This window comes from Achromobacter veterisilvae (assembly GCF_037619525.1).
Classification (GTDB): domain Bacteria; phylum Pseudomonadota; class Gammaproteobacteria; order Burkholderiales; family Burkholderiaceae_B; genus Achromobacter; species Achromobacter veterisilvae.
Genome location: NZ_CP148753.1, coordinates 5718382 through 5741414 on the forward strand (window position 1 = coordinate 5718382; position 23033 = coordinate 5741414).

22 protein-coding genes are annotated in these 23033 nt (G+C 67.0%); 16 read left to right on the top strand and 6 right to left on the bottom strand.

Going from position 1 to position 23033, the window contains the following annotated elements; all coding sequences use genetic code 11:
- Positions 1-26 precede the first annotated feature (26 nt).
- The 13 genes from WHX56_RS26605 to WHX56_RS26665 all read left to right on the top strand — a co-directional run bounded on the left by WHX56_RS26605 (position 27) and on the right by WHX56_RS26665 (position 13217).
- A complete protein-coding gene (locus tag WHX56_RS26605) occupies positions 27-1631 on the top strand; it encodes an ABC transporter substrate-binding protein (protein WP_129241107.1) in 1605 nt (534 codons plus the stop codon).
- A gap of 78 nt (positions 1632-1709) precedes the next feature.
- Positions 1710-2696, top strand: coding sequence for an ABC transporter permease (locus tag WHX56_RS26610; protein WP_287755865.1), 987 nt, complete (start codon positions 1710-1712; stop codon positions 2694-2696).
- Between the two features lie 11 nt (positions 2697-2707).
- A complete protein-coding gene (locus tag WHX56_RS26615; protein ID WP_129241105.1) occupies positions 2708-3547 on the top strand; it encodes an ABC transporter permease in 840 nt (279 codons plus the stop codon).
- Between the two features lie 4 nt (positions 3548-3551).
- The gene (locus tag WHX56_RS26620; RefSeq protein ID WP_287755866.1) at positions 3552-5246 is read left to right on the top strand and encodes an ABC transporter ATP-binding protein; all 1695 of its coding nucleotides are present in this window, start codon (positions 3552-3554) and stop codon (positions 5244-5246) included.
- On the top strand, positions 5243-6529 hold the full coding sequence (locus WHX56_RS26625) for a Zn-dependent hydrolase (protein WP_338879441.1): 1287 nt from the start codon (positions 5243-5245) through the stop codon (positions 6527-6529). The genes WHX56_RS26620 and WHX56_RS26625 overlap by 4 nt, the downstream gene beginning before the upstream one ends.
- A 12-nt stretch (positions 6530-6541) precedes the next feature.
- Complete coding sequence (locus tag WHX56_RS26630) at positions 6542-7546, top strand: hydroxyacid dehydrogenase (RefSeq protein ID WP_129241102.1); 1005 nt, start codon at positions 6542-6544, stop codon at positions 7544-7546.
- Positions 7543-8346, top strand: coding sequence for an N-formylglutamate deformylase (gene hutG / locus WHX56_RS26635; protein WP_338879442.1), 804 nt, complete (start codon positions 7543-7545; stop codon positions 8344-8346). The genes WHX56_RS26630 and hutG overlap by 4 nt, the downstream gene beginning before the upstream one ends.
- Positions 8347-8359: 13 nt before the next feature.
- Positions 8360-8761 carry an acetyl-CoA carboxylase biotin carboxyl carrier protein subunit gene (locus WHX56_RS26640; protein ID WP_165360161.1) on the top strand — a complete coding sequence of 134 codons (402 nt, stop codon included), beginning with the start codon at positions 8360-8362 and terminating at the stop codon, positions 8759-8761.
- A gap of 1 nt (position 8762) precedes the next feature.
- Positions 8763-9224, top strand: a complete 462-nt coding sequence (locus WHX56_RS26645; RefSeq protein WP_338879443.1) for an acetyl-CoA carboxylase biotin carboxyl carrier protein subunit — start codon at positions 8763-8765, stop codon at positions 9222-9224.
- On the top strand, positions 9214-10572 hold the full coding sequence (gene accC, locus WHX56_RS26650; RefSeq protein WP_338879444.1) for an acetyl-CoA carboxylase biotin carboxylase subunit: 1359 nt from the start codon (positions 9214-9216) through the stop codon (positions 10570-10572). Before WHX56_RS26645 ends, accC begins: the two co-directional genes overlap by 11 nt.
- 39 nt (positions 10573-10611) lie before the next feature.
- Positions 10612-11835, top strand: coding sequence for a pyridoxal phosphate-dependent aminotransferase (locus tag WHX56_RS26655; RefSeq protein ID WP_338879445.1), 1224 nt, complete (start codon positions 10612-10614; stop codon positions 11833-11835).
- A 15-nt stretch (positions 11836-11850) separates the two neighbouring features.
- Entirely contained in the window at positions 11851-12234 is a 384-nt protein-coding gene (locus WHX56_RS26660; RefSeq protein WP_129241096.1) for a RidA family protein, read from the top strand.
- Positions 12235-12281: 47 nt separating this feature from the next.
- Positions 12282-13217, top strand: coding sequence for a dihydrodipicolinate synthase family protein (locus tag WHX56_RS26665; RefSeq protein ID WP_338879446.1), 936 nt, complete (start codon positions 12282-12284; stop codon positions 13215-13217).
- A 31-nt stretch (positions 13218-13248) separates the two neighbouring features.
- Here WHX56_RS26665 and WHX56_RS26670 read toward each other — a convergent pair whose 3' ends face one another.
- Positions 13249-14145 (bottom strand): LysR family transcriptional regulator, encoded by an 897-nt coding sequence (locus tag WHX56_RS26670; RefSeq protein ID WP_338879448.1) that lies wholly within the window; start codon positions 14143-14145, stop codon positions 13249-13251.
- A gap of 71 nt (positions 14146-14216) precedes the next feature.
- Between WHX56_RS26670 and WHX56_RS26675 the strand changes: the two genes are divergently transcribed.
- From WHX56_RS26675 to WHX56_RS26685, 3 genes are all read left to right on the top strand, one after another.
- Positions 14217-15464 (top strand): CaiB/BaiF CoA transferase family protein, encoded by a 1248-nt coding sequence (locus WHX56_RS26675; protein WP_287755875.1) that lies wholly within the window; start codon positions 14217-14219, stop codon positions 15462-15464.
- The gene (locus tag WHX56_RS26680; RefSeq protein WP_129241092.1) at positions 15461-15940 is read left to right on the top strand and encodes a MaoC family dehydratase; all 480 of its coding nucleotides are present in this window, start codon (positions 15461-15463) and stop codon (positions 15938-15940) included. The genes WHX56_RS26675 and WHX56_RS26680 overlap by 4 nt, the downstream gene beginning before the upstream one ends.
- An 82-nt stretch (positions 15941-16022) precedes the next feature.
- On the top strand, positions 16023-16988 hold the full coding sequence (locus tag WHX56_RS26685; protein WP_338879449.1) for a tripartite tricarboxylate transporter substrate binding protein: 966 nt from the start codon (positions 16023-16025) through the stop codon (positions 16986-16988).
- 448 nt (positions 16989-17436) lie between these two features.
- Here WHX56_RS26685 and WHX56_RS26690 read toward each other — a convergent pair whose 3' ends face one another.
- From WHX56_RS26690 to WHX56_RS26710, 5 genes are all read right to left on the bottom strand, one after another.
- Complete coding sequence (locus tag WHX56_RS26690) at positions 17437-17811, bottom strand: tautomerase family protein (protein WP_287752066.1); 375 nt, start codon at positions 17809-17811, stop codon at positions 17437-17439.
- A gap of 109 nt (positions 17812-17920) precedes the next feature.
- Positions 17921-19177, bottom strand: a complete 1257-nt coding sequence (locus tag WHX56_RS26695) for a quaternary amine ABC transporter ATP-binding protein (RefSeq protein WP_129241089.1) — start codon at positions 19175-19177, stop codon at positions 17921-17923.
- The gene (locus WHX56_RS26700) at positions 19174-20031 is read right to left on the bottom strand and encodes an ABC transporter permease (protein WP_129241088.1); all 858 of its coding nucleotides are present in this window, start codon (positions 20029-20031) and stop codon (positions 19174-19176) included. Before WHX56_RS26700 ends, WHX56_RS26695 begins: the two co-directional genes overlap by 4 nt.
- A 232-nt stretch (positions 20032-20263) precedes the next feature.
- Positions 20264-21265, bottom strand: a complete 1002-nt coding sequence (locus WHX56_RS26705; RefSeq protein WP_129241087.1) for an ABC transporter substrate-binding protein — start codon at positions 21263-21265, stop codon at positions 20264-20266.
- Between the two features lie 459 nt (positions 21266-21724).
- The gene (locus WHX56_RS26710) at positions 21725-22987 is read right to left on the bottom strand and encodes a class I SAM-dependent methyltransferase (RefSeq protein ID WP_338879450.1); all 1263 of its coding nucleotides are present in this window, start codon (positions 22985-22987) and stop codon (positions 21725-21727) included.
- Between the last annotated feature and the right edge of the window lie 46 nt (positions 22988-23033).

Below are 23033 nucleotides of genomic sequence, written 5' to 3' on the forward strand. Positions count from 1 at the left end.
CAGTCCCCTCTCAAGGAAAGACCCGCATGTACTCTGCCCTGGCTACCTCATCCCTGGCTCCCTCCCGCGGCAAGCGCCCCCTCCTGGCGCTGGCGCTCGCGGCCGCCCTCGCCTTCGCCGGCAACAGCGCGCAGGCGCAGACCCAAGGCGGCACTCTGCGCGCCATCGTCCAGCCCGAGCCGCCCATGCTCATGCTGGGCCTCAACCAGCAAATCCCGACGCAATACGTCGCGGGCAAGATCTACGAAAGCCTGCTGACCTGGACGCCGGCGCTGGAACCCGCCCCGGGGCTCGCCAAATCGTGGTCGGTCTCCGACGACGGCAAGGTCTATGTCTTCGAGCTGCAATCCGGCGTCAAGTGGCACGACGGCAAGCCCTTCACCGCCGACGACGTCGTGTTCTCCATCGACAAGTTCCTGCGCGAGGTACACCCGCGCGCCCGCGTCATCATCACCCAGTTCGTCGAATCGGTCACCGCGGTGAACCCGGAAAAGGTGGAGATCCGCCTCAAGCAGCCCTTCGCCCCGTTCCTGAAGGCGTTCGTCAGCGACAACATGCCGATGGTGCCCAAGCACATCTACGACGGCACGGACTACAAGACCAACCCCGCCAACCAGACGCCCATCGGCACCGGCCCCTTCAAGCTGAAGGAATGGAAGCGGGGCTCGTACATCATCCTGGCGCGCAATCCCGACTACTGGCAAAAAGGAAAGCCCTACCTGGACGAGATCGTGTTCAACGTCATTCCCGACGCCGCCTCGCGCGCGGTGGCATTCGAGCGCGGCGACGTGCAGGTGCTGCGCAGCGGCGACGCCGACAGCGTCGACGTGCGCCGCCTGAAGGCCCTGCCGAACGTGCAGTACACCACCAGCGGCTGGGAGATGTTCTCGCCCCAGGCCTACATGCAGATGAACCAGCGCAAGCCGCCCTTCGACAACGTGCTGGTGCGCCGCGCCGTGATGGCGGCCGTCAACCGGAAGTTCGTGGTCGACAACATCTTCTTCGGCCTGGGCAAGATCGCCACGGGCCCGATTTCGTCCGGCACGCCCTTCTACGACGCCAAGGTCCCGCCGTACCAATATGACTTGAAAGCCGCCCGCGCGCTGATCAAGGAGTCCGGCGTGGATCTCTCGAAGACGCCGATCAAGATTCTTTCCTATCCCTACGGAGCGGTATGGGACCGGTTGGGCGAGTACACCCGCCAGAGCCTGGAGCAGGTCGGCTTCAAGGTGGAGATCGAGCCCGCGGACGCCGGCACGTGGTCCAAGCGCGTCTCCGACTTCGACTTCGATCTGACCTTCAGCTTCACGTCGCAGTACGGCGACCCGGCGCTGGGCGTCTCGCGCCTTTATCTGGAGCGCAACATCGTCAAGGGATCCGCCTTCGTCAACAACCAGGGCTACAAGAACCCGGCCGTCGACGCCCTGTGGGACAAGGCAGCGACCACCACGTCCAATGAAGAGCGCCAGAAGCTCTACGACGAGATCCAGCGCCAACTGGTCGCGGACGTGGCCAATGGCTACCTGTTCGAAATCGAGAACCCCACGCTCTACAGCAGCAAGGTCCACAACCTGGTGAAGTCCGCCATCGGCCTGCACGACACCTTCGCGGACGTGTACCTGGACAAGTAACAACCGGCGGCCGCGCGGTCCCGCGCCCGCCCCAGGGCGCGGGACCCCCGAACGCCAGAACACCGTGGAATCGAACGCATGCAGAAATTGTCCTTCCTGGTCTCGCGCCTGGGCAAAGCCCTATTCGTCATCCTGGGCGTGGTGATCATCAACTTCATGCTGATCCGCATGGCGCCCGGCGACCCGGCCGCCGTGCTCGCCGGCGAATCGGGGTCTTCGGATCCAGCCTACGTCGAGCAATTGCGCCAGCAATTCGGCCTGGACAAGCCCGTCTACGTCCAGCTCGCGACCTACCTGAAAGGCGTGGCGCAGTTCAACCTCGGCTATTCCTACCGCGAACGGCTGCCGGTCTTCGACCTGATCATGGACAGGCTGCCCGCCACCCTCCTGCTGATGGCCTGCGCATTCGTCTTCGCGCTGCTGTTCGGCGTGCTGTTCGGCATCGTCGCCTCGCGCTGCCGCTACCAGGGCAAGCATCCCTGGATCGACAGCGTGCTGATGACGGCATCGCTGCTGATCTACGCGACGCCCCAATTCTGGCTGGCCCTGCTCGCGATCATCTTCTTCTCGCTGCAACTGGGCTGGCTGCCGCCGTTCGGCATGGAGACGGTAGGCAGCGGCCTGGCGGGCTGGGCCAGGGTCAAGGACATCGCCACCCATCTCGTCCTTCCCACGGTCTCGCTGGGCTGCTTCTTCATGGCGGTCTATGCGCGCCTGACGCGCGCCTCGATGCTCGAGGTCCTGGGCATGGACTTCATCAAGACGGCGCGCGCGAAAGGCGTGCCCGTGAACCAGATCATCCGCCACCACGCGCTGCGCAACGCCCTGCTGCCCGTCGTCACCTTCGCCGGGATCCAGTTGGGACAGATGGCCGGCGGAGCCGTGCTGACCGAAACCGTTTTTGGCTGGCCCGGCATCGGACGCCTGATGTTCGACGCCCTGCTGCAGCGCGACTACCAGCTCCTGCTGGGCGTTTTCCTGATCACGTCGACCATGGTCGTGGTGTTCAACCTGCTCACCGATCTGATCTATCGCTTCGTCGATCCGCGCACCCAGGAAAGCTGAAGGACACCGCCATGAAGAAATTCCTGAACAGATTCCTTGCCAACCGCGGCGCCGCCGCCGGCACGCTCCTGCTGCTGATCGTCATCGCGGTCGGCGCGTCGGCGTCGGTCCTCTATGAAGAATCGCCGTGGATGATGGTGGCCCAGCCCCTCATCAAGCCCTTCACCGATCCCGCCTATCTCCTGGGAACGGACATGCTGGGCCGCGACATCGCCGCGGGACTGGCGTATGGCGCCCGCGTCTCCCTCATGATCGGCGTCATCTCGACCCTGGTGGCGGTGTTCGTCGGCATTCTGGTGGGCGCGCTCGCCGGGTACTACGGAAAGTGGGTGGACGACGCCCTGATGCGCGCGACCGAGTTCTTCCAGACGGTGCCTCAGTTGGCGATGGCCATGGTGCTGGTGGCGATATTCAAGCCCTCCCTGTATTCCATCGTCGGCGCGATCGCGATGGTCTCCTGGCCGCCCGTCGCCCGCCTGGTCCGCGCCGAATTCATGACGCTGAAGACGCGCGAATTCGTGCAGGCCGCCGTCGTGATCGGCCAGCGGCCCAGCCGCATCATCCTGACCCAGATCCTGCCCAACACGGCCTCGCCCATCATCGTGACGGCATCGCTCATGACCGCCACCGCCATCCTGACCGAATCGGCGCTGTCGTTCCTCGGCCTGGGCGACCGCAATCTCATGAGCTGGGGCTACATGATCGGCGCCGCGCGCACCATGCTGCGCGAATCGCAGTGGATGAGCCTGTGGCCAGGTCTCGCGATCATGCTGACCGTGCTGGCCATCAACCTGATCGGCGAGGGTCTGAACGACGCTCTCAACCCGCAACTCCGCAAGCGTGGAGCCTGACCCCGTGACCAAGCAAACATTGCCCCCTTCCGATCCGCCGCTGCTCTCCATCAGGAACCTGAGCATCGCCCTCCCCGCGGGCGGCGACCGCCCCTATGCCGTCCGGGACATCTCCTACGACATCCACGCGGGCGAAATCCTGTGCATCGTGGGAGAGTCCGGTTCCGGCAAGTCCATGAGCGCCAATGCCATCATGGGCCTGCTTCCCCACTATCTCCGTCCCGAAGGCGGGCAGATCCTGCTGGGCGGCCGCGACTTGCTGGCGCTGGACGAGGACGTCCTGCGCGGCATGCGCGGACGCGACATGGCCATGATCTTCCAGGAACCGCTGTCCGCGCTGAATCCCCTGCTGACCGTCGGCGAACAGATCGCGGAAGTCATGCGCGTCCACGGCGCCTACCCGGGCGAAGCCAGGGAAAAGCGCGTGCTCGAATTGCTGGAACTGGTGGGCCTGCCCGATCCCGCCGCCATCCGCCACGCCTGGCCCTTCCGGCTGTCGGGAGGCCAGCGCCAACGCGTCATGATCGCGATGGCGCTGGCGCTCGAACCCAAACTGCTCATCGCCGACGAACCCACCACCGCGCTGGACGTGACCACGCAGGCGCAGATTCTTGCGCTGATCGCCCGCATCCAGCGCGACAAGGGCATGGGCGTGATGTTCGTCACCCATGACTTCGGGGTCGTCGCGGAGATCGCCGACCGGGTCGCCGTCATGGAAAAAGGAATACTCGTCGAGCAAGGCACGGCGGAACAGGTTCTGAACCGTCCGCAGCACCCCTATACCCGCAGGCTCATCGGCGCCGTTCCCCGCCATCGCGCGTCGCCCTCCGAGCGCGCCGCGCCGGCGGGCGGCTCCGTCCTGCGGGTCCAGAACCTGCACAAGACCTACGCCGTGGGCGGCGGGCTGTTCCGCAAGGGCCGCGTCGTCCACGCCGTCAATGACGTGAGCTTCACGGTCCGGCGCGGCGAAACCCTGGGCATCGTCGGCGAATCCGGGTCTGGCAAGTCCACCATCGGGAAATGCCTGCTCAAGCTCCTGGACATCGACGGCGGCCAGATGCTCTTCGACGGCCAGGACATCGCGCCCTTGTCCGAGGCGCAGTTCAGGCCAAAGCGGCGGAACATCCAGATGATCTTCCAGGATCCGTTCGCCTCGCTCAATCCGCGGCAAACGGTGGGCCGGATCCTCTGCGACGGGCCTCTCGCCAGCGGCGTTTCGCGCCAGCAGGCCGAAAAGCGGGCCCGCGAACTGCTGCAACTGGTGGAACTGGATCCTTCCGCATTCGACCGCTATCCCGGGGAGTTCTCCGGCGGCCAGCGCCAGCGCGTGGGCATCGCGCGCGCCCTGGCAATGGAGCCGAAGCTGATCGTGGCCGACGAATCCGTCTCCGCGCTGGACGTCTCGGTGCAGGCGCAGGTGCTCAAGCTGCTGCACGACGTCCAGCAGCGGCTGCAACTGGCGCTGATCTTCATTACCCACGACCTGCGCGTGGCAGCGCAGATCTGCGACCACCTGCTGGTCATGCACCGCGGCCGGGTGGTCGAGCAAGGCCCTCCGGCGCAGATTTTCGACGCGCCCCAGGACGCCTATACGCGGCAGCTCATCGCGGCCATGCCCGGGCGCGGCTGGGATCCCGGCGCCGCCATCCTGAATTCCGAATCCCTGAACGACGCGGCCCTGGCCCCCCAACTCCCATGATAGAACCCGACATGGCCCTGGCCGCGCGCCTGTTCGAACAACTGCACGCATTGAGCTTCGACGGCACAGGCATCACCCGAGACACCTACGGCGCCGGCGAACAGCGCGCCCACGCCCTGATGGCGGACACCGCGCAGCGCCTGGGCCTGGAAATCCGCCGCGACGCGGCGCTCAACCTGTACCTGACTCTGCCGGGACGGCACCGGGACAAGCCCGTCGTCATGACGGGCTCCCACCTGGACTCCGTTCCCAGGGGCGGGAACTATGACGGCGCCGCCGGCGTCGTCGCCGGCCTGGCGGTCCTTGCCGGATGGATCAGGGACGGCGCCCAGCCCGACCGCGACGTCACGGTCATGGGCGTCCGGGCCGAGGAAAGCGCCTGGTTCCCGGTTTCCTACATCGGCAGCACGTCCGCGTTCGGCCTGCTGAGCCCGCAAGCCCTGTCCAGCCGCCGCGCCGACACCGGCCGCACGCTGTCGGAGCACATCGGCGAACTAGGCGGGCAGCCCGAGGCGATGGCCAGGGGCGAGGCCGCGCTGCGCCCGGAGGCCATCGACTGCTTTGTCGAACTGCACATCGAGCAGGGCCCGGTCCTGGAGGGAGAGGGCCATGCCCTCGGCGTGGTGACCGGCATCTGCGGCAGCCACCGCTACCGGCAGGCGCAGGTAAAGGGCCGGTATGCGCATTCCGGCGCCACGCCGCGCACCCACCGCCAGGATGCCGTCGTCGCGCTGGCGGCCCTGATCGAACGCCTCCAGCGCGAATGGCGCGACCTGGAAGCCGCGGGCCATGAGCTGACCTTGACCTTCGGCCAGGTGAATACGGATGCCCGGCAGGCCGATTTCAGCAAAGTGCCCGGGCAGGTGAGTTTTTGCGTCGACATGCGCTCCCGCAGCGTCGACACCCTGCGGCTGCTGGATTCGCTGCTGCTGAAGACGGCCGGCGAACTGGAAGCTTCGCATGGCGTGCGATTCGAATGGGGGCCGGTATCGGGCAGCCAGCCCGCGGTCATGGACGAAGCCCTGCAGCAGGCGCTGCGCGATGCCGCGCTCGCGTCGGGCGTGCAGCCCCGCCTGCTGCCCAGCGGAGCGGGGCATGACGCCGCGACCTTCTCCAACCGGGGGATTCCCACCGCCATGCTGTTCGTGCGCAACGCCAACGGCAGCCACAACCCGGACGAGGCCATGGATATGGATGACTTCGCCTCGGGCGTCCGGAGCCTGGGCCGGGTGCTCGCCCTCCGCGCCGGACTGGCCGGACCACACAACCGCTCCCCCATCTGAGGATCTTTCATCATGCCGATTTGCGTCATAGCGCAACCCATCCATCCCATAGGCGCGCAGATCCTGCGCGACGCGGGCGTGGAGGCGCGGCTATCCCCCGGCCCCGGCCTGGACTCCCTGCGCGAAGCCATCGCCGATGCCGACGCGGTCATCGTCCGCGACAGCCTGCCCGCGGCCCTCATGGATGCCGCGCCGCGCCTGTGCGTCATCGCCAACCACGGCACGGGCACGGACAAGATAGACGTCGCCCACGCCGCTTCGAAGGGCATACCCGTCGTTTTCACTCCCGAGGCGAACGTGCGCTCCGTCGCGGAGCATGCGCTGATGCTGATGCTCGCCACCGCCCGCCAGGCCGTGCAGGCCGATGCCGCGACGCGCGCGGGCCATTGGCGCTTCAAGTACGAGCAACCCATGTTCTCGCTCTGCGGAAAGACGTTGGGCATCGTGGGCTGGGGCCGCACCGGCCGCCTGCTGTGCGGCATGGCCGCGCAGGCGCTGGGCATGCGCGTGATCGTCTGGTCGCCCAGCCTGCCCGCCGACGGCTCGCAGCTCTCCGGCGCAACGCGGGTCGAAACGCTGCAGGAACTGCTGCGGGCGTCGGACGTCGTATCGCTGCATCGCCCGCTGCGCGACGACACCCGGCACACGCTGGACGCGGCCGCGCTGCAACTGATGAAGCCCGGCGCCATCGTCGTCAATACGTCCCGGGGCGGGCTCATCGATGAATCCGCGCTGGCGGACGCACTACGCGGCGGACGCCTGTTCGGCGCCGGCCTGGACGTCTTCGAAACGGAACCGCTGCCGGCGGGATCGGCGGTGGCAGGGCTTCCCAACGTCGTGCTCACGCCCCACGTCGCCGGCTCCACGCAGGAGGCCCTGGAGGCCACCGCCAGCCAATGCGCCGAACAGATTCTTTCCGTGCTTGCCGGCCGCCAACCGCCTCACCTCGTGCATCCACAGGCCTGGGACCGCCGCCGGCGCCCCGCCACTTCCCTCCTTTCCGAGCGCCAGCCATGACTCTCCCCATCGTCAGCCTGACCCAGGGCCATCTGCCCCTGCTCATTTCCATTCCCCACGGCGGCGAGTGCCTGCCCGAGCCGTTCAAGCGCCGCATGACCCCGGCCGCCCACAAGATCGCGGATACCGACTGGCATCTTGCCCGGCTCTACGATTTCGCCCGGGCGATGGGCGCTTCGGTGCTGCAGGCCAACTATTCGCGCTACATCATCGACGTCAACCGGCCCGCCGACGGCGCCAGCCTTTACCCCGGCACCACCACCACCGGCCTGTGCCCCACCGAGAGCTTTCTCGGAGAGGCCCTGTACCGCGACGGCGCCGATCTGCCGGATGAAGCAGAGACCGCGCAGCGCGTCGCACAGTATTGGCAGCCCTACCACGATGCGCTGCTGCAGGAACTGTCGCGCTTGCGGGAGAAGCATGCCCACGTCCTGCTCTGGGAAGCGCACTCGATCGCCAACATGCTGCCCCGACTGTTCGAAGGCCGGCTGCCCGACCTGAACATCGGCACATTCAGCGGCGCCGCATGCGCGCCCGCGCTGCGCGAAGCCGCGGTCGCGGCGGCCGGCGCCGGTCCGTTCAGTTGGGTGGCCGACGCGCGCTTCAAGGGAGGCCACATCACGCGCAACTACGGCCGCCCCGGGTCCGGCGTGCATGCCGTGCAACTCGAAATGTCGCGGCACCTCTACATGGACGAAGCAGAGCCGTACGCCTATCGCGAGGACTTGGCGGCCGCGGTGCTGCCGACCGTGGAAAGCATGGTCAGGAACACCTTGCGGGCGCTGGATGGCCTGCAATGAACGGACGGCTGCCATGACGACCCTTTCCGACATCCGCGCGTACGCGCGCCGGCTGCACCTGCGCGGCATCGAATCGGTGGAGATCCAGGAGGGAGACCGCCTGGTCAGCATCCGGATCGAGACCGGCGCGCCATGCGCGCCGGAGGCCGCCTCCAGCGCCGACGCCTCCTCCATCGCCGTGCGCAGCGCCACGCTGGGCCTGCTGCGGCTCGTCCACGACGACAGGCTGCCCGTCCGGATCGAACCGGGCGACGAGGTGGCGGAAGGCCAATTGCTCGCGCTGGTGGCGCTGGACGAAAGCCTCGCCCCCGTGCATGCGCCCGCGGGCGGCACGATAGACGCCGTGCTCGCGGCCGATGGCCAGATCGTGGATTACGGCATGCCCCTGTTCCAACTCAAGCCCACCCGACGCTGAGATGACCCAGAATACCCAATTGATCCACGACATGATCGACCTCGCCGCCGAAGAGCGCATCGCCGAGCTTTATGTCAGCGAGCCGGCCTTCAGCGTCCGCGTCCGGCGGCGCGCGGACGGCGCGTGCTCCGCGCAAGCCCGAGAGGCCGCCCCCCTTGCCGGCGGCCCGATTCCGGAAATGCCCGCGGCCGACGCGGCGAAGGCCCCGCATACGGTCGCCGCCCCGATGGCGGGCACCTTCTACCGGGCCGCCAGCCCGGGCGGCGAACCGTTGGCGCGCGAGGGAAGCCGGGTGGCGGCCGGCGCGCCCCTGTATGTCATCGAAGCCATGAAGATGTTGACCGAGGTTGCCGCCGGACAGGACGGCACGGTCGCGCGCGTGCTCTGCGAGGACGGACAGATGGTCGAACAGGGCCAGGCGCTGTTCATCGTCGAACCGGGAGAGGTGCCGCATGTTTCGTAAGATCCTCATCGCCAATCGCGGCGAAATCGCCTTGCGCATACAACGGGCGTGCCACGAACTGGGCATCCAGACCGTCGTCGTGCATTCCGAAGCGGACCGTGACGCGTCTTACGTGCGGCTGGCTGGAGAGGCGCTGTGCATCGGGCCCGCGCCCTCGGCGGACAGCTATCTGAATGCGTCCGCCATCCTCGCCGCCGCCAGGCTGACGGGCGCCCAGGCCATTCATCCCGGCTATGGGTTCCTCAGCGAGAACGGGGACTTCGCCGACGCCGTCGAGGCCGCGGGCATGGCCTTCATCGGCCCGACACCGGCGGCGATCCGCAAGATGGGCGACAAGGTCCAGGCCAAGCAGGCCATGCTGCGGTCGGGCGTGCCCTGCGTGCCCGGATCGGATGGCGTGCTGTCCACCGACGCCCCGGCCATCGCGCAGCAGGCGGAGCGCATCGGCTTCCCGCTGATCGTCAAGGCGGCGGGCGGCGGCGGAGGCCGGGGCATGCGGGTGGTCGAATCCGCAGACGCCCTGCAGGCGGCGGTCGAAACGACGCGCGCCGAAGCCCTGGCGGCCTTCGGCAACCCGGACCTGTATATGGAACGGTTCCTGCAGAAACCCCGGCACATCGAAATCCAGGTCCTCGCCGACCATCACGGCCAGGCCGTGTGGCTGGGCGAGCGCGACTGCTCCATGCAGCGGCGGCACCAGAAGGTCGTGGAGGAGTCTCCCGCCCCCGGGGTCGACCGCCAGGCGATCGAGACGATCGGCGAGCGCTGCGCCAGCGCCTGCAGGTCGATCGGCTACCGGGGCGCGGGCACCTTCGAGTTCCTGTATGAAGACGGCGAGTTCTACTTCATTGAAATGAATACGCGCCTGCAGGTCGAACACCCCGTCACGGAACTGACCACCGGCATCGACATCGTGCAGATGCAGATCCGCATCGCGGCCGGAGAGCCCCTGCCCTGGCGCCAGGACCAGATCCGCCGCCAGGGCCACGCTATCGAATGCCGGATCAATGCCGAAAACCCTGCCTCGTTCCTGCCCAGCCCGGGCCGCATCACCCATTGGCGGCCTCCGGGCGGGCCCGGCTTGCGGGTCGATTCCCATGCCTACGCCGGCTATGCGGTGCCGCCGCACTACGATTCGATGATCGGCAAGTTCATCGCGTTCGGCGACACGCGCGAGCAAGCCCTGGCCCGCATGCGCGTCGCATTGCGCGAGACTGTCGTGGACGGCATCGACACCAATCTCCCGCTGCACCGCGACTTGTTCGCGGATCCTGTATTTTGCCTGGGCGGCGCGGGTATCCATCACCTGGAATCCTGGATAGCATCACGGCAAGCCGCCCGGCATTAGTCACCGCACGCCATTTCCACTCTACTGAAAGGAAATCCCATGAGCTTGATCGAACAGAAATTCGCCCGACTGGCCACCGACAACGCGCCCGGCCAGGAAGTCCGCCAGCGCGGAGAGGGGCTGGATGCCCTGCTGAAAGGCGACGTCCTGCCCGGCACGCCGGTGGACTTTTCACACGGCGATGTGAACGAAAACGCGTTCGCGCCCACGCCGGGTTCCCTGGAAGCCTTCGTCGCCGGCGTGGAGAGCGGCGGCGAACAGGCCTATACGGAATATCGCGGACGCGCCGATCTGCGCATGCAGGTGGCGGAGCACCTGGCCCGGTTCACGGGCAGTCCGGTCTCGGGCGCGGACGAACTCATCATCACCCCGGGCACGCAGGGCGCCCTGTTCCTGTCGATCGCCTCGACCGTCGCGCCCGGCGACAAGGTGGCCATCGTGCGGCCCGACTACTTCGCCAACCGCAAGCTGGTCGAGTTCATCGGCGGCGAAATCGTTCCCATCGAAATGGATTACCTGAACCATGCCGACCGGGCGGGCCTGGACCTGGACCAGCTCGAGGCGGCCTTCAAGGCAGGGGTGAAGACCTTCCTGTTCTCCAATCCGAACAATCCGGCCGGCGTGGTCTATTCGAAGGACGAGATCGGGCAGATCGCCGCGCTGGCCAACCGCTACGGCGCGACCGTCATCGTCGACCAGTTGTACTCGCGCCTGCGCTATCCGGGCGTCGAATATACGCACCTGCGCGCAGCCGGCATCGACCCCGGCAACGTAATCACCATCATGGGGCCGTCCAAGACCGAATCGCTGAGCGGCTACCGGCTGGGCGTGGCTTTCGGCGCCCCGAAACTGCTCGACCGCATGGAAAAGCTGCAGGCCATCGTCTCGCTGCGGGCGCCCGGCTACTGCCAGGCCGTGCTGCGCACCTGGTTCGAGGAGCCCGACGGCTATATGCAGGAACGGATCCGGCAGCACCAGGCCATCCGCGACGACCTGCTGCAAGTGCTGCGCGCCGTCGACGGCGTGGCGGCGCGCACGCCCGAAGCGGGAAGCTACCTGTTTCCAAGGCTGCCCAGGCTGACCGTGGCCCCCCAGGATTTCGTGCGCATCCTGCGCCGCCAGGCCGGCGTGACAGTGACCCCGGGCACGGAGTTCAGCCCGGACGCCGGCGACAGCATCCGCCTCAACTTTTCGCAGAACCGGGCCGCCGCGCTGCACGCCATCGAGCGGACGGCCGAACTCGTCCGCCGCTACCGCGCTTGAATCCAGGAGACTTCCATGACACGCCAGGCTTTTTCCAGCGACCGCACCCCGCCGCCCGCCGGCACCTATAGCGTCGCCATCCAGGCCCAGGGCCTGGTTTTCCTCTCGGGGCAGACCCCGCGCGACATCCACAATGTCCGCCACGGCGACAAACCGTTCGCAGAACAGGCGCGGATGGCCCTGGACAATCTCCAGGCCGCGGCGGAGGCGGCGGGCCTGTCGCTGCGCGACGCGGTCAAGGTGAACGTATTCCTGAAGAACCCGGCGGATGCCAAGGAATTCGACGCGATCTACGCCGGCTACGTCGGCGATCCGCCCCCCGCGCGGACGCTGACCCAGTCCAATTTCGCGGGATTCGACATCGAAGTGGACGCGGTGCTGCTCGCCCGCCAGGCGTAGCCGGACGGCGCGGGCAGAACATTCCAATCCAGGAGGAATTTCCAATCATGAGCGCACCCAGCGGGCTCATCAACGAGACAACCAAAGGCGTCTACGTCATCGCCGCCACTCCGTTCGCCGACAACGGCGAACTGGACCTGGAAAGCGTCGACAGCCTGACCGACTTCTATCTGGAGAAAGGCGTAACCGGCCTCACGATACTGGGCATGATGGGCGAGGCGCCCAAATTGAGCGAGGCCGAAACCACCACGGTGATGCAACGCGTGCTGAAGCGCGTCGGCGGCGGCGTGCCCGTGGTCGTGGGCGTCAGCGACGCGTCGGACCGCAACGTCGAGCGCCTGTCGCGCGAGGCGATGTCGCTGGGCGCTGCCGGCGTCATGGTCGCGCCGGTGCCGAACCTGAAGACGGACGACCAGGTCTACGCGTACTACGCCAACGTCGCCACGCAGTTGGGCAGGGAGATTCCGATCTGCCTGCAGGATTTTCCCCAGTCCACGGGCGTGCACACTTCCGTGTCGGTGATACATCGCCTGGTCGATGCATTCCCGCAGATCGTCATGCTCAAGCACGAGGATTTTCCCGGCATGCGCAAGCTGAGCCAGGTCCGCGAACAAAGCGCGGCCGCTGGCAGGCGGCGTATCAGCATCCTGGTGGGCAACGGCGGCCTGTTCCTGCCGCAGGAAATGCTGCGCGGCGCCGATGGCGCCATGACCGGATTCGCGTATCCGGAAATGCTGGTGCAGGTCTGCCGGCTATTCCATGCCGGCGAGCCGGAGCAGGCGGAGGATCTGTTCAACCTCTACCTGCCCTTGCTGCGCCATGAGTTCCAGTACGGAATCGGGCTGGCCCTGCGCAAGGAAACGCTGCGCCGGCGCGGCGCGATCCGTTCCGCCTATGTCCGCCGTCCCGGTCCGGTGCTGGACGCCACGGACCATGCCGAATTGGGCCGCCTGATCGGCAGGCTGGAGGCCGCGCTGGGCTGAAGGGCCGGGGCTGACGCCGCGCCAGGCGTCGTCAGGCGGCGCGCGACAGCATGCTGTCGCGCAGCCGCAGCACCGACGCGCACGAGGTATCGCGGTGCGTCACCAGCGACAGCGACAGCGCGCCCCGCGCATCGGCGTCGGCCAGGGGCACGAACGCCACATGGGGCGTGGAATAGGCGCGCGTCACGCCCGGCACCAGCGCCAGGCCCATGCCGCTGGCCACCAGGCTGACCAGCGTCTGCACCTGGATCGCCTCCTGGCTGATGCGCGGGGAAAAACCCGCCCGGCGGCACAGCGCCAGCGCCACGCCATGCAGGCCCGGCACCTTGAGAGGCGAATAGAGCACGAAGTTCTCGGCGCGCGCCCGTTCCAGGCGGACCGGGCCGCCCGAGGCCAGCGGATGCCCCGCTGGGACCGCCAGGATCAGGTCGTCGCGCTCCACCACCCAGGAATCCAGCGCCGCGTCTTCCGCCAGAGGGCCCCGCACCAGGCCGGCGTCGATATCGTTGGCGCGCAGCATCGCCACCAGCCCGACCGTGCTGTCCTCGCGCAGATCGAGCTGCAAATCCGGATATTGGGCCCGGAATGCCGGCAGGCAGCGCGGCAGCAGCATGTACGTGGCCGACCCGACAAAACCCAGCCGCAGCGTTCCCCACTCACCCAGCGCCACGCGACGGGCCGCCTGGCGCGCCTGGTCGGAATGAAACAGCGCGCGGCGGGCATCGGCCATCAGCGCCTGTCCCGCGGGCGTCGGGGTCACGCCCTTGGCGCCGCGCACCAGCAGCGGCACGCCCACCGCATGCTCCAGCTTCTGGATCGAGACCGATAGCGCGGGCTGCGCGATGTGCAGCAGGTCGGCGGCGCGCCGGTAGCTGCCCTGTTCCGCAATGGTCACGAACTGCCGAAGCTGCCGTAAATCGATAGCCATAACAAATTCCATATCACCCAATACCTAAGCCATATTAGACGCGTATGCGTGAGGCCGATAGCATTTCCGCCATGACAGCCTCTCCCCTCTCCCAAGCCGGCGCGCTGGGCGGCGTGCGCATCCTGGACCTGACATCCGTGGTGTTCGGTCCCTATGCGTCGCAGATACTCGCCGACTACGGCGCCGACGTCGTCAAGGTCGAAGCGCCGTCCGGCGACTCCACGCGCCGCACCGGCCCTACGCAGGAACCGGGGCTGGCCGCCATTTTCCTGGGCCTGAACCGCAACAAGCGCAGCATCGTGCTGGACCTGAAGCAGGCCGCGGCGCGGCAGGCGCTGTTGACGATGGTGGACCAGGCCGACGTGCTGATGCACAGCATGCGTCCCGCCAAGATGGCCGCGCTCGGGCTGGATCCGGACACCCTGTGCGCGCGCAACCCGCGGCTGGTGTATGCCGGCCTGTACGGCTTCGGCGCGGGCGGCGCCTACGACGGCCGGCCCGCGTATGACGACATCATCCAGGGGCTGTCCGGCTTTGCCGATCTCGTGGACCGCCAGACAGGCACGCCGCGCTACCTGCCCACGGTGGCCGCCGACAAGACCTGCGGCCTGATCGCCGCGCACGCCATCCTGGCCGCGCTGTTCCAGCGCGAGCGGACCGGCGCCGGGCAGCGGCTGGAAGTCCCCATGTTCGAGAGCATGGCCTCGTATGCGCTGGTCGAGCATTACTACGGCAGGCACCTGTCCGACGAACCGGGCGAGGCCGGTTATCCGCGCGTGCTCACGCCCTGGCGCCGGCCGTGCCGGACGGCCGACGGCCACGTCTGCCTGATGCCCTATACCGACACGCATTGGCGCGATTTCTTCATCGCGGCGGACCGCCGGGATCTGGCGGAGGACGCGCGCTTCTCCGATATTTCCGCGCGTACACGGCACATCGAGGCGCTCTACGAACTGCAGGCCGAAATCGTCGCCGCGCACGACACCGCCTATTGGCTGGACCTGTGCGAACGGCTGGAGATTCCCGCCGCGCCCGTCAACCGGATCCAGGACCTGGAAACCGATCCGCACCTGCAAAGCGTGGATTTCTTCGTGCCGCTGGAAAGCGCGTCGGGCAGCCGCTACCGCTTTCCCCGCAACCCCGTGCGCCTGCAGCATTCCCAGGTGCAGGCCACGATGCCGCCGCGCCTGGGCGAGCACACGCTCGAGGTGCTGCGCCAGGCGGGCCTGGACGAGGCCCGCATCTCCACGCTGCTGGAAACGGGCGCCGCCCGCGCCGCGCATTCCGCCCCCATAGCCAACGACAAGGACCCCGCATGACCGCAGACCGCAACCCCGCCATCGCACAGCTCGGCCAGGGTTATTACTGGCAGGACCTGGCCGTGGGCCAGCGCTTCCACACGTTCCGACGCACGGTCACCGAGACCGACATCGTGAATTTCATCAGCGTCACCGGCATGCTGGAGACGATTTTCATCGACGCCACCTATGCGCACGGCGCCATCCAGGGACGCCCCGCCCCCGGCGCGCTGACCTATGGCCTGATCGAAGGCCTGATCATGCAGGGCATGGTGCAGGGCACCGGGCTGGCGCTGCTGGAAGTCCACAAGAAAATGCTGGCGCCCGTGGTCGCGGGCGACACCATCTGGGCCGAGATCGAAGTGACGGGCGTGCGCCCGACCTCGCAGCACAACCGGGCGGTCGTCACGTCCGCCATCGAAGTCCGCAACCAGCATGGCAAGCCGGTGATGTCCTACACGGCCACGCGCATGCTGGCGGGCAGGCCCGGGGCCTGAGCTTGCGGCAAAGCGCCCCTCGCAGAGGGCGCCGCCGCCTGGACGCGATCCGCGTTACTCGAAAAACACAAGGAGACAAACCATGAAGAAAGCATTGCTGGCGGCCAGCCTGGCCGTCCTGGCGCTGGGAAGCGCCGCAGGCGCCCAGGCGGCCTGGCCCGAGCGCCCCATCACGATGGTGGTGCCCTTCCCGCCTGGCGGGCCGACGGACCTGGTGGCGCGCGTGCTGGCCAAGCAGTTGACCGATCAACTGGGCCAGACCGTGGTCGTGGAAAACAAGGGCGGCGCCAACGGCAACATCGGCATGCAGTACGCGGCGGCCGCCAAGCCCGACGGCTATACGGTGCTGTACAACACGTCTTCCATCGCGCTGAGCCCGAACCTCTACCGGTCGCTGGCGTTCGACCCGGTCAAGGATTTCGCGCCGGTCTCGACCACGGCGGTCATCCCGCTGGTGCTGCTGGTCCATCCGTCGGTGCCGGCGCAAAACGCGCAGGCGTTCGTCGAGTACGCGCGCCAGCATCCCGGCAAGCTGTCGTATGGCTCGGCGGGCGCCGGCAACGTCACGCACCTGGGCGCGCTGCTCCTGCTGCGTTCGCTGCAGATCGACGCGGTGCACGTGCCGTATCGCGGCAGCGCACCCGCCATGACGGATCTGGTCGGCGGGCAGGTGCAACTGATGACCAACACCTTGAATGACTCGCTGGGCTTCATCCGCGAAGGCAAGCTGCGCGCGCTGGCGGTCACCAGCCCCGAGCGCAGCGATCAGCTTCCCGATGTGCCGACGGTGGCGGAAACGGTGGCTCCCGGGTTCGGGATGGGCGCATGGCAGGGCGTGGTGGCGCCGGCCGGAACGCCCGCGCCCGTGGTCGATAAGCTGAACGCCGAAATCCGCCGCGCCCTGCAATCGCCGGAAATGCAGAAGCAGCTCAAGGCGCAAGGCGCCCAGGCGCTGGGATCGACGCCGCAGGAGTATGCGGCTTATATCAAGAGCGAGATCCAGCGCTGGGGCGAAGTGGTGAAGGCCGCGGATGTGAAGCTGGACTGAGGTCGTTAGCCGCGCTGGGTGTCAGACACCCGGCAGCGCTGGCCTCGGCTCGCGCGAGCGTCTCGTATGGGTGTCTGACACCTGCATTAGCTGAGCCGCGCCGGGGTGTCAGACACCCGGCAGCGCTGGCCTCGGCCCGCACGAGTGTCTCGTACGGGTGTCTGACACCTGCATTAGCTGAGCCGCGCCGGGGTGTCAGACACCCGGCAGCGCTGGCCTCTGCCCGCACGAGTGTCTCGTACGGGTGTCTGACACCTGCATTAGCTGAGCCGCGCCGGGGTGTCAGACACCCGGCAGCGCTGGCCTCGGCCCGCGCGAGCGTCTCGTACGGGTGTCTGACACCTGCATTAGCTGAGCCGCGCCGGGGTGTCTGACACCCGGCAGCGCTGGCCTCGGCCCGTACGAGTGTCTCGTATGGGTGTCTGACACCTGCATAAGCCTTCTTTTTTCAGCGGCCGGCGGCCTTGGCGCTGATGCCGTTGGCCACGCCCATGTCGACCTTGGGCACGTCGCGGATCAGCACGCGCACGTCTTCGCCCGAAATATCGATGCTGGCGCAGACCGCCTGGTTCAGCGCGGCGATCAGCGCCGCCTTCTTGGCTTCGTCGCGGCCTTCGATCAGCGCCACGTCCACGCGCGCCATGCGCTTGCCGATCTCGCCGCCCACGATCACGTGCTCGGCGGGCACTTCCTGCAGCACGATGCGCACGCTGGGCAGCGGTGCGGCGATGCTCTCGACGACGGCGTTGGACGCCGCGTTCAGCAAGGTCGTTTTCTGGGCGGCCGAGTGGCCTTGCATGATCTGGACATTCAAAATGGGCATGACGGCTTCCGATATTCCGAATAAGGACGAACCGGCCATGGCGGCCGGCCGACCATCATATCCGGACTTTGCCCATGCACAGGCACAGTCCGGATACGGGTCTTCCCTGTCAAGCCGCCTTGTCGTGGTGCTCCAGTTCCGGCTCGGATTCCTGCGCGGCAGGCGTCTCGTCCACCGGCGCCGGCGTGTCGGCCAGGGCCGGCGTGACCAGTTCCACGACCTTCTTGCGCGACAGCATGCCGATGAACTCGTCGTCCTCGCCGGTCACGGCGACGGGCTGGTCGCTGTGCACCAATTGGGCCAGCACTTCGCCCAGGCCCGCCGTGGCCGGCACGGACGCCAGGTCCTCGACGTAGCGGGAGACGTCGCGCACTCCATCCTGGATGGCCTGTTCGGCCGCCTTGGCGGTCAGCACGCCGGCCAGGCGCTTGCCGTCCAGCACGGGCGCATATTCGTAGTCCAGCGCGCGCATGCGGTCCATGGCGTGCGCGGGACGCGAGCGCATGGTCAAGGTCAGGCGCGCCGGGTTCACGGCATGCGTGGCGTTGAGCACCTTGGTGCGGTTCACGTCCTGCAGGAACGACTGCACGTAATCGTTGGCCGGGTTCAGCAGGATGTCTTCCGGCGTGCCTTCCTGCACTAGTTCGCCGTCCTTCAGGATGGCAATGCGGTTGCCCAGGCGCAGGGCCTCGTCCAGGTCATGCGTGATGAACACGATGGTCTTGTTCAGCTTGGCCTGCAGTTGCAGCAACTGGTCCTGCATTTCGCGGCGGATCAGCGGGTCCAGCGCCGAGAACGCTTCGTCCATCAGCAGGATCTCGGCGTCGGTGGCCAGGGCCCGCGCCAGGCCCACGCGCTGCTGCATGCCGCCGGACAACTGGTGCGGATACTGGTTCTCGAAGCCCGACAGGCCCACCTGTTCCAGCCAGTCGCGGGCGCGGCGCTCGCGCTCGGCCCGGCCCACGCCCTGCACGGTCAGGCCGTAGGCGGCGTTGTCCAGCACGGTGCGGTGCGGGAACAGCCCGAAACGCTGGAACACCATGCTCATCTTCTTCTGGCGGAATATTTCCAGTTCGCGCTTGTTCAGGCTGACCACATCGACGCCGTCGACCAGGATGTGGCCGGCGCTGGGTTCGATCAGTCGATTGAAGTGGCGGATCAGCGTGGACTTGCCGGAACCCGACAGGCCCATGATGACGTAGATGCTGCCTTCTTCTATCGACAGGCTGATGTCGCGCAGGCCCAGCGTGTGGCCGCTTTCGGCCAGCAGTTGTTCCTTGCTCATGCCGCCCTGGGCGGCTTGCAGCCATTTCTTCGGATGCGCCCCGAAGATCTTGTAGATGTTCTTGACCTCGATCTTGCTCATCGCTGGCCTCCCATGCGCATGCGCTGTCCATACGATTGCGTGATCCGGTCGAACAGCACGGCCAGCACCACGATACCCAGCCCGGCCAGCAAGCCGCGGCCCACCTCCAGGCGATTGATCCCGAGCAGCACTTCATAGCCCAGGCCGCGCGCGCCGATCATCGACGCGATCACCACCATCGACAGCGCCATCATGGTGGTCTGGTTGATGCCGGCCATGATGTTGGGCAGCGCCAGGGGCAATTGCACCCCGAAGAGCTGCTGCCGCGGATTGGCGCCGAAGGCGCGCGACGCTTCCAGCACTTCGCGGTCGACCAGGCGGATGCCCAGGTCCGTCAGGCGGATCAGCGGCGGCACGGCGTAGATGACCGTGGCGATGATCGCGGGGATCTTGCCCAGGCCGAACAGCATGACGACAGGAATCAGGTACACGAAGCTGGGCATGGTCTGCATCACGTCCAGCACGGGCAGCATGCCGGAACGCAGCCAGTTGATCCGCGCCATCAGCACGCCCAGCGGGATGCCGATCAGCACGGACAGGCCGGCGGCCATGATCATCAGCGCCAGCGTCTGCATGCCGGCGTCCCACAGGCCCAGCACGCCGATCACGCACAGCAGCGCGCCCATCGCCAGGCTCAGGCCGATGCGGCGGCTCACGCCCCAGGCGATCGCGATCGTGGCCGCGACCACCGCCCACCAGGGCGAGTTGCGCAGCAACTGCTCCAGCCACACCAGCGCATGCAGGACGGGCTGGGACAGGGTTTCCAGCGTGTCCGCGTAGTTGGTGACCAAATGATCGACGAAACCGTCGATCGCCCCCCGGACCTGCCGGGCGGGAATAATTTCAGGAAACATTCGTTCTACTCCATTCTGGCGCGCTCACCGCCCGTGCCGCCGCCGCGGGACGCGGCATTGCGCAGGGCAATGAAACCAAAGGGCTTCCGGGCGGAAGCGGCCTGCCCAGCCGGCGGCACAGGCGCATCGGACCGGGCGCTCGCGCCCGGCCGGCGGCCATCCCGGCAAAGCAGTCCGGCCCGAGGGAGGGCCGGTACGCGCCGCTGCGGCGCGCAGCCAGGCACATGGCCGATTACAGCGCGCTCTGGACGCGCCCGGCGACGTCGGCGGGGACCCACTTGGTCCAGACGTCGGGCTTGTTCTTCAGGAACCACTTGGCCACGGCGCCGGCCTCGTCGCCGGATTCTTCCATGTGGGCCAGGGTTTCGTTGATCACCGGCAGCGGCACCGACACCTTGGACAGGAATTCGGTGAGCTTGGGAGCTTCCTCCGAGAACTTGGTGTTGACCGCGGTGAAGACGGGATTGTCGGGATAGGCGCTGGGCTCGGGATTGGCGCACTTGGCCGAGGTCAGGCACTTGTGCTTTTCCGCGTCGTAGGGCGGCATGTCCAGCTTGACCAGGTCCATCGAGCCGACCAGCGGCGTGGGCGACCAATAATAGAAAACGACGTTCTGCTTGCGCTTGTAGGCCGACATCAGGGCCGCCTTCTGCGCCGCGCCCGTGCCGGGCGAATACAGCGTGTAGGAGTCGTCCAGCTTCAGGGCATGGAACAGGTTGTTGCTGGTCACTTCGCAGCCCCAGCCTGCCGGGCAGCCGTAGAAGCGGCCCTTGCCGGGCTCTTCCGGATCCTTGAACTTGTCCTTGAACTTCGGCAGGTCGGCCGCGGACTTCAGTTCCGGCAGGCGCTCGGCCGTGTAGCGGGGGATGTACCAGCCTTCGGCGCCCATGTAGAGATCGCCGATGCGCTTGACCTTGCCGGTCTTCTCGGCGCGCTCCCAGGGATCGGCGACGCTGTTCAGCCAGATCTCGGTATTGATGTCCAGGTCGCCGCGCTCAAGAGCGGCCAGGGCGGGCAGGGTTTCGGTAGGCAGGGTCTCGGTTTTGCAACCGTAGCCCTTTTCCATGATGAAACGTTCGACGTCGACCAGGACCAGGTTGGATTCCCAGTTCATGGCGCCGAAATTGACTGGCCGCTTGAGCTCGCACTGGACGGCGTCGGCGGCCTGGGCCGAACCGGCGAATGCAAGGAACACGGCCGCGGCGGCCAGGGTCTTGACAGGGGTAAAACGCATTGGCTTTTGCCTCCATAGGTTCAGGGACACACGCTGGGCTTGGCCCGAGGGTGCCGTGGAGCTAAGGGGGGTGTGCGGAAGACGGGCAGAACCGCCAATACAAACCGACACTAGCAACAAGACCGTCCGCGAGGATGCGGGATCTTGCAAGACAGGAGTTTCAAAAACGCGGTTTTTGAAAACCCACAGAAAGTGAACAAACTGAACGAAGAAGCCAGCATCTTAAACGAAATTGATGCTCACCCCAACCCCTGCCCTGAACAAAACGGATACATTCCGGGGGAAAAACACCCGGGATAACCCCGATCGACCATGGGGAAATCGACGTTTTCCCCTACGGAACTTCAACTCGGAATTAAAGATACATTCAGTTAATAATATATTCTTATTAATACATTCTGGTGGTTTCAAAACCGCCGGAAATGCCCGTTCCGGCGGTTTGCATGGACGTAGCGCGCCCTAGCGGCCCGCTTCGTACATGTAGTCCCGCCGCCACGGATAGGCCAGGTCCGGCGGATTGTCGAGTTCGTCGGGGCGCCCGGTCGCGGGCGGCTGGGCCAGTATCTGGTGCAGCGCGATCCAGCCATGCTCGAACCCCATGGCGCATCCGGCCAGATAGAGCCGGTACGCCCGCAGCGAGCGCTCGCCCTGCTCGCCGCCGAGGATCCGCGCGGCTTCGGGCAAGCGGGCCTCCAGCGCATCGCTCCATGCCCACAGGGTGCGCGCGTAATGCGGCCGGAGGTTTTCCACGTCCACCTCTTCCAGGCCGCCGTTGGTCATGGCTTCCATCACGACGCTGATGTGGGTCAGCTCGCCGCCGGGAAAGATGTACTTTTCGATGAATTCGCCCATGCCGTTGCCCAGCTCGGCGTTGTAGACGCCGGCCGCGGTGATGCCATGGTTCATGATCAGCCCGCCCGGCTTGAGCAGGCGGCGCAGCTTGGCGAAGTATCCCTCCAGTTGCGCCCGCCCCACGTGCTCGAACATGCCGACCGACGCGATCTTGTCGTAGGGAACGGATTCGTCCAGCTTCCGGTAATCGAGCAGTTCGACGCGGACGCGCCCGGCAAGGCCCTTTTCCTCGATCAGCCGGCTGACGTGCGCATGCTGGTTGCGCGACAGCGTAATGCCCGTGGCGTCCACGCCGTAGTTCTCGGCGGCCCAGAGCAGCAGCCCGCCCCAGCCCGCGCCCACGTCCAGGAAGCGTTCTCCTTCGCGCAGCCGCAGCTTGCGGCAGATGTGGTCGAGCTTGGCCTCCTGGGCCTGCGCCAGCGTCATGTCGGGCCAGCGGTAGTAGGCGCAGGAATAGACCCGGCGCGGGTCCAGCCAGAGCCCGTAGAAATCGTCGGACAGGTCGTAGTGGAATTCGATCTGCTTCGCGTCGCGCTCCACCGAATGCCGCCAGACCGACACGACCTTGCGGACCAGCTCGGTCAGCCAGCCGCCCCGGGCCGCGTCCACCGGCGACCCCGGCAGCAGCGCCGAGGCCGCGGCCATGACGTCGCGCATATTGCCTTCGATATCGACGCGGCCTTCGACGTAGTCCTGCCCCAGGACGCCGACGGCGCCTTCGGCCAGGTGCGCCAGCGCGGCCTTGTCATGCGCCACGAAACGGACGCGGGGATCGGGCGGCCCCAGCACGGTGCCGTCGGGCAGCACCAATTGGGTGGTCACGGGCAAAGCCTGCAGCTTGCGTTCCACCACAGACAACAAAGGATTCACGGCTACTCCCCTGGATGCTTACGGACGCCAACGACTTTATCGGAAA

What these genes read in the sequence shown, in the direction of transcription:
- WHX56_RS26605 (WP_129241107.1), top strand. Translation starts at nt 27, where the DNA reads ATGTACTCTGCCCTGGCTACCTCATCCCTGGCTCCCTCCCGCGGCAAG.
- WHX56_RS26610 (WP_287755865.1), top strand. Translation starts at nt 1,710, where the DNA reads ATGCAGAAATTGTCCTTCCTGGTCTCGCGCCTGGGCAAAGCCCTATTC.
- WHX56_RS26615 (WP_129241105.1), top strand. Translation starts at nt 2,708, where the DNA reads ATGAAGAAATTCCTGAACAGATTCCTTGCCAACCGCGGCGCCGCCGCC.
- WHX56_RS26625 (WP_338879441.1), top strand. Translation starts at nt 5,243, where the DNA reads ATGATAGAACCCGACATGGCCCTGGCCGCGCGCCTGTTCGAACAACTG.
- WHX56_RS26630 (WP_129241102.1), top strand. Translation starts at nt 6,542, where the DNA reads ATGCCGATTTGCGTCATAGCGCAACCCATCCATCCCATAGGCGCGCAG.
- hutG (WP_338879442.1), top strand. Translation starts at nt 7,543, where the DNA reads ATGACTCTCCCCATCGTCAGCCTGACCCAGGGCCATCTGCCCCTGCTC.
- WHX56_RS26640 (WP_165360161.1), top strand. Translation starts at nt 8,360, where the DNA reads ATGACGACCCTTTCCGACATCCGCGCGTACGCGCGCCGGCTGCACCTG.
- WHX56_RS26645 (WP_338879443.1), top strand. Translation starts at nt 8,763, where the DNA reads ATGACCCAGAATACCCAATTGATCCACGACATGATCGACCTCGCCGCC.
- accC (WP_338879444.1), top strand. Translation starts at nt 9,214, where the DNA reads ATGTTTCGTAAGATCCTCATCGCCAATCGCGGCGAAATCGCCTTGCGC.
- WHX56_RS26655 (WP_338879445.1), top strand. Translation starts at nt 10,612, where the DNA reads ATGAGCTTGATCGAACAGAAATTCGCCCGACTGGCCACCGACAACGCG.
- WHX56_RS26660 (WP_129241096.1), top strand. Translation starts at nt 11,851, where the DNA reads ATGACACGCCAGGCTTTTTCCAGCGACCGCACCCCGCCGCCCGCCGGC.
- WHX56_RS26665 (WP_338879446.1), top strand. Translation starts at nt 12,282, where the DNA reads ATGAGCGCACCCAGCGGGCTCATCAACGAGACAACCAAAGGCGTCTAC.
- WHX56_RS26670 (WP_338879448.1), bottom strand. Translation starts at nt 14,145, where the DNA reads ATGGCTATCGATTTACGGCAGCTTCGGCAGTTCGTGACCATTGCGGAA.
- WHX56_RS26675 (WP_287755875.1), top strand. Translation starts at nt 14,217, where the DNA reads ATGACAGCCTCTCCCCTCTCCCAAGCCGGCGCGCTGGGCGGCGTGCGC.
- WHX56_RS26680 (WP_129241092.1), top strand. Translation starts at nt 15,461, where the DNA reads ATGACCGCAGACCGCAACCCCGCCATCGCACAGCTCGGCCAGGGTTAT.
- WHX56_RS26685 (WP_338879449.1), top strand. Translation starts at nt 16,023, where the DNA reads ATGAAGAAAGCATTGCTGGCGGCCAGCCTGGCCGTCCTGGCGCTGGGA.
- WHX56_RS26690 (WP_287752066.1), bottom strand. Translation starts at nt 17,811, where the DNA reads ATGCCCATTTTGAATGTCCAGATCATGCAAGGCCACTCGGCCGCCCAG.
- WHX56_RS26695 (WP_129241089.1), bottom strand. Translation starts at nt 19,177, where the DNA reads ATGAGCAAGATCGAGGTCAAGAACATCTACAAGATCTTCGGGGCGCAT.
- WHX56_RS26700 (WP_129241088.1), bottom strand. Translation starts at nt 20,031, where the DNA reads ATGTTTCCTGAAATTATTCCCGCCCGGCAGGTCCGGGGGGCGATCGAC.
- WHX56_RS26705 (WP_129241087.1), bottom strand. Translation starts at nt 21,265, where the DNA reads ATGCGTTTTACCCCTGTCAAGACCCTGGCCGCCGCGGCCGTGTTCCTT.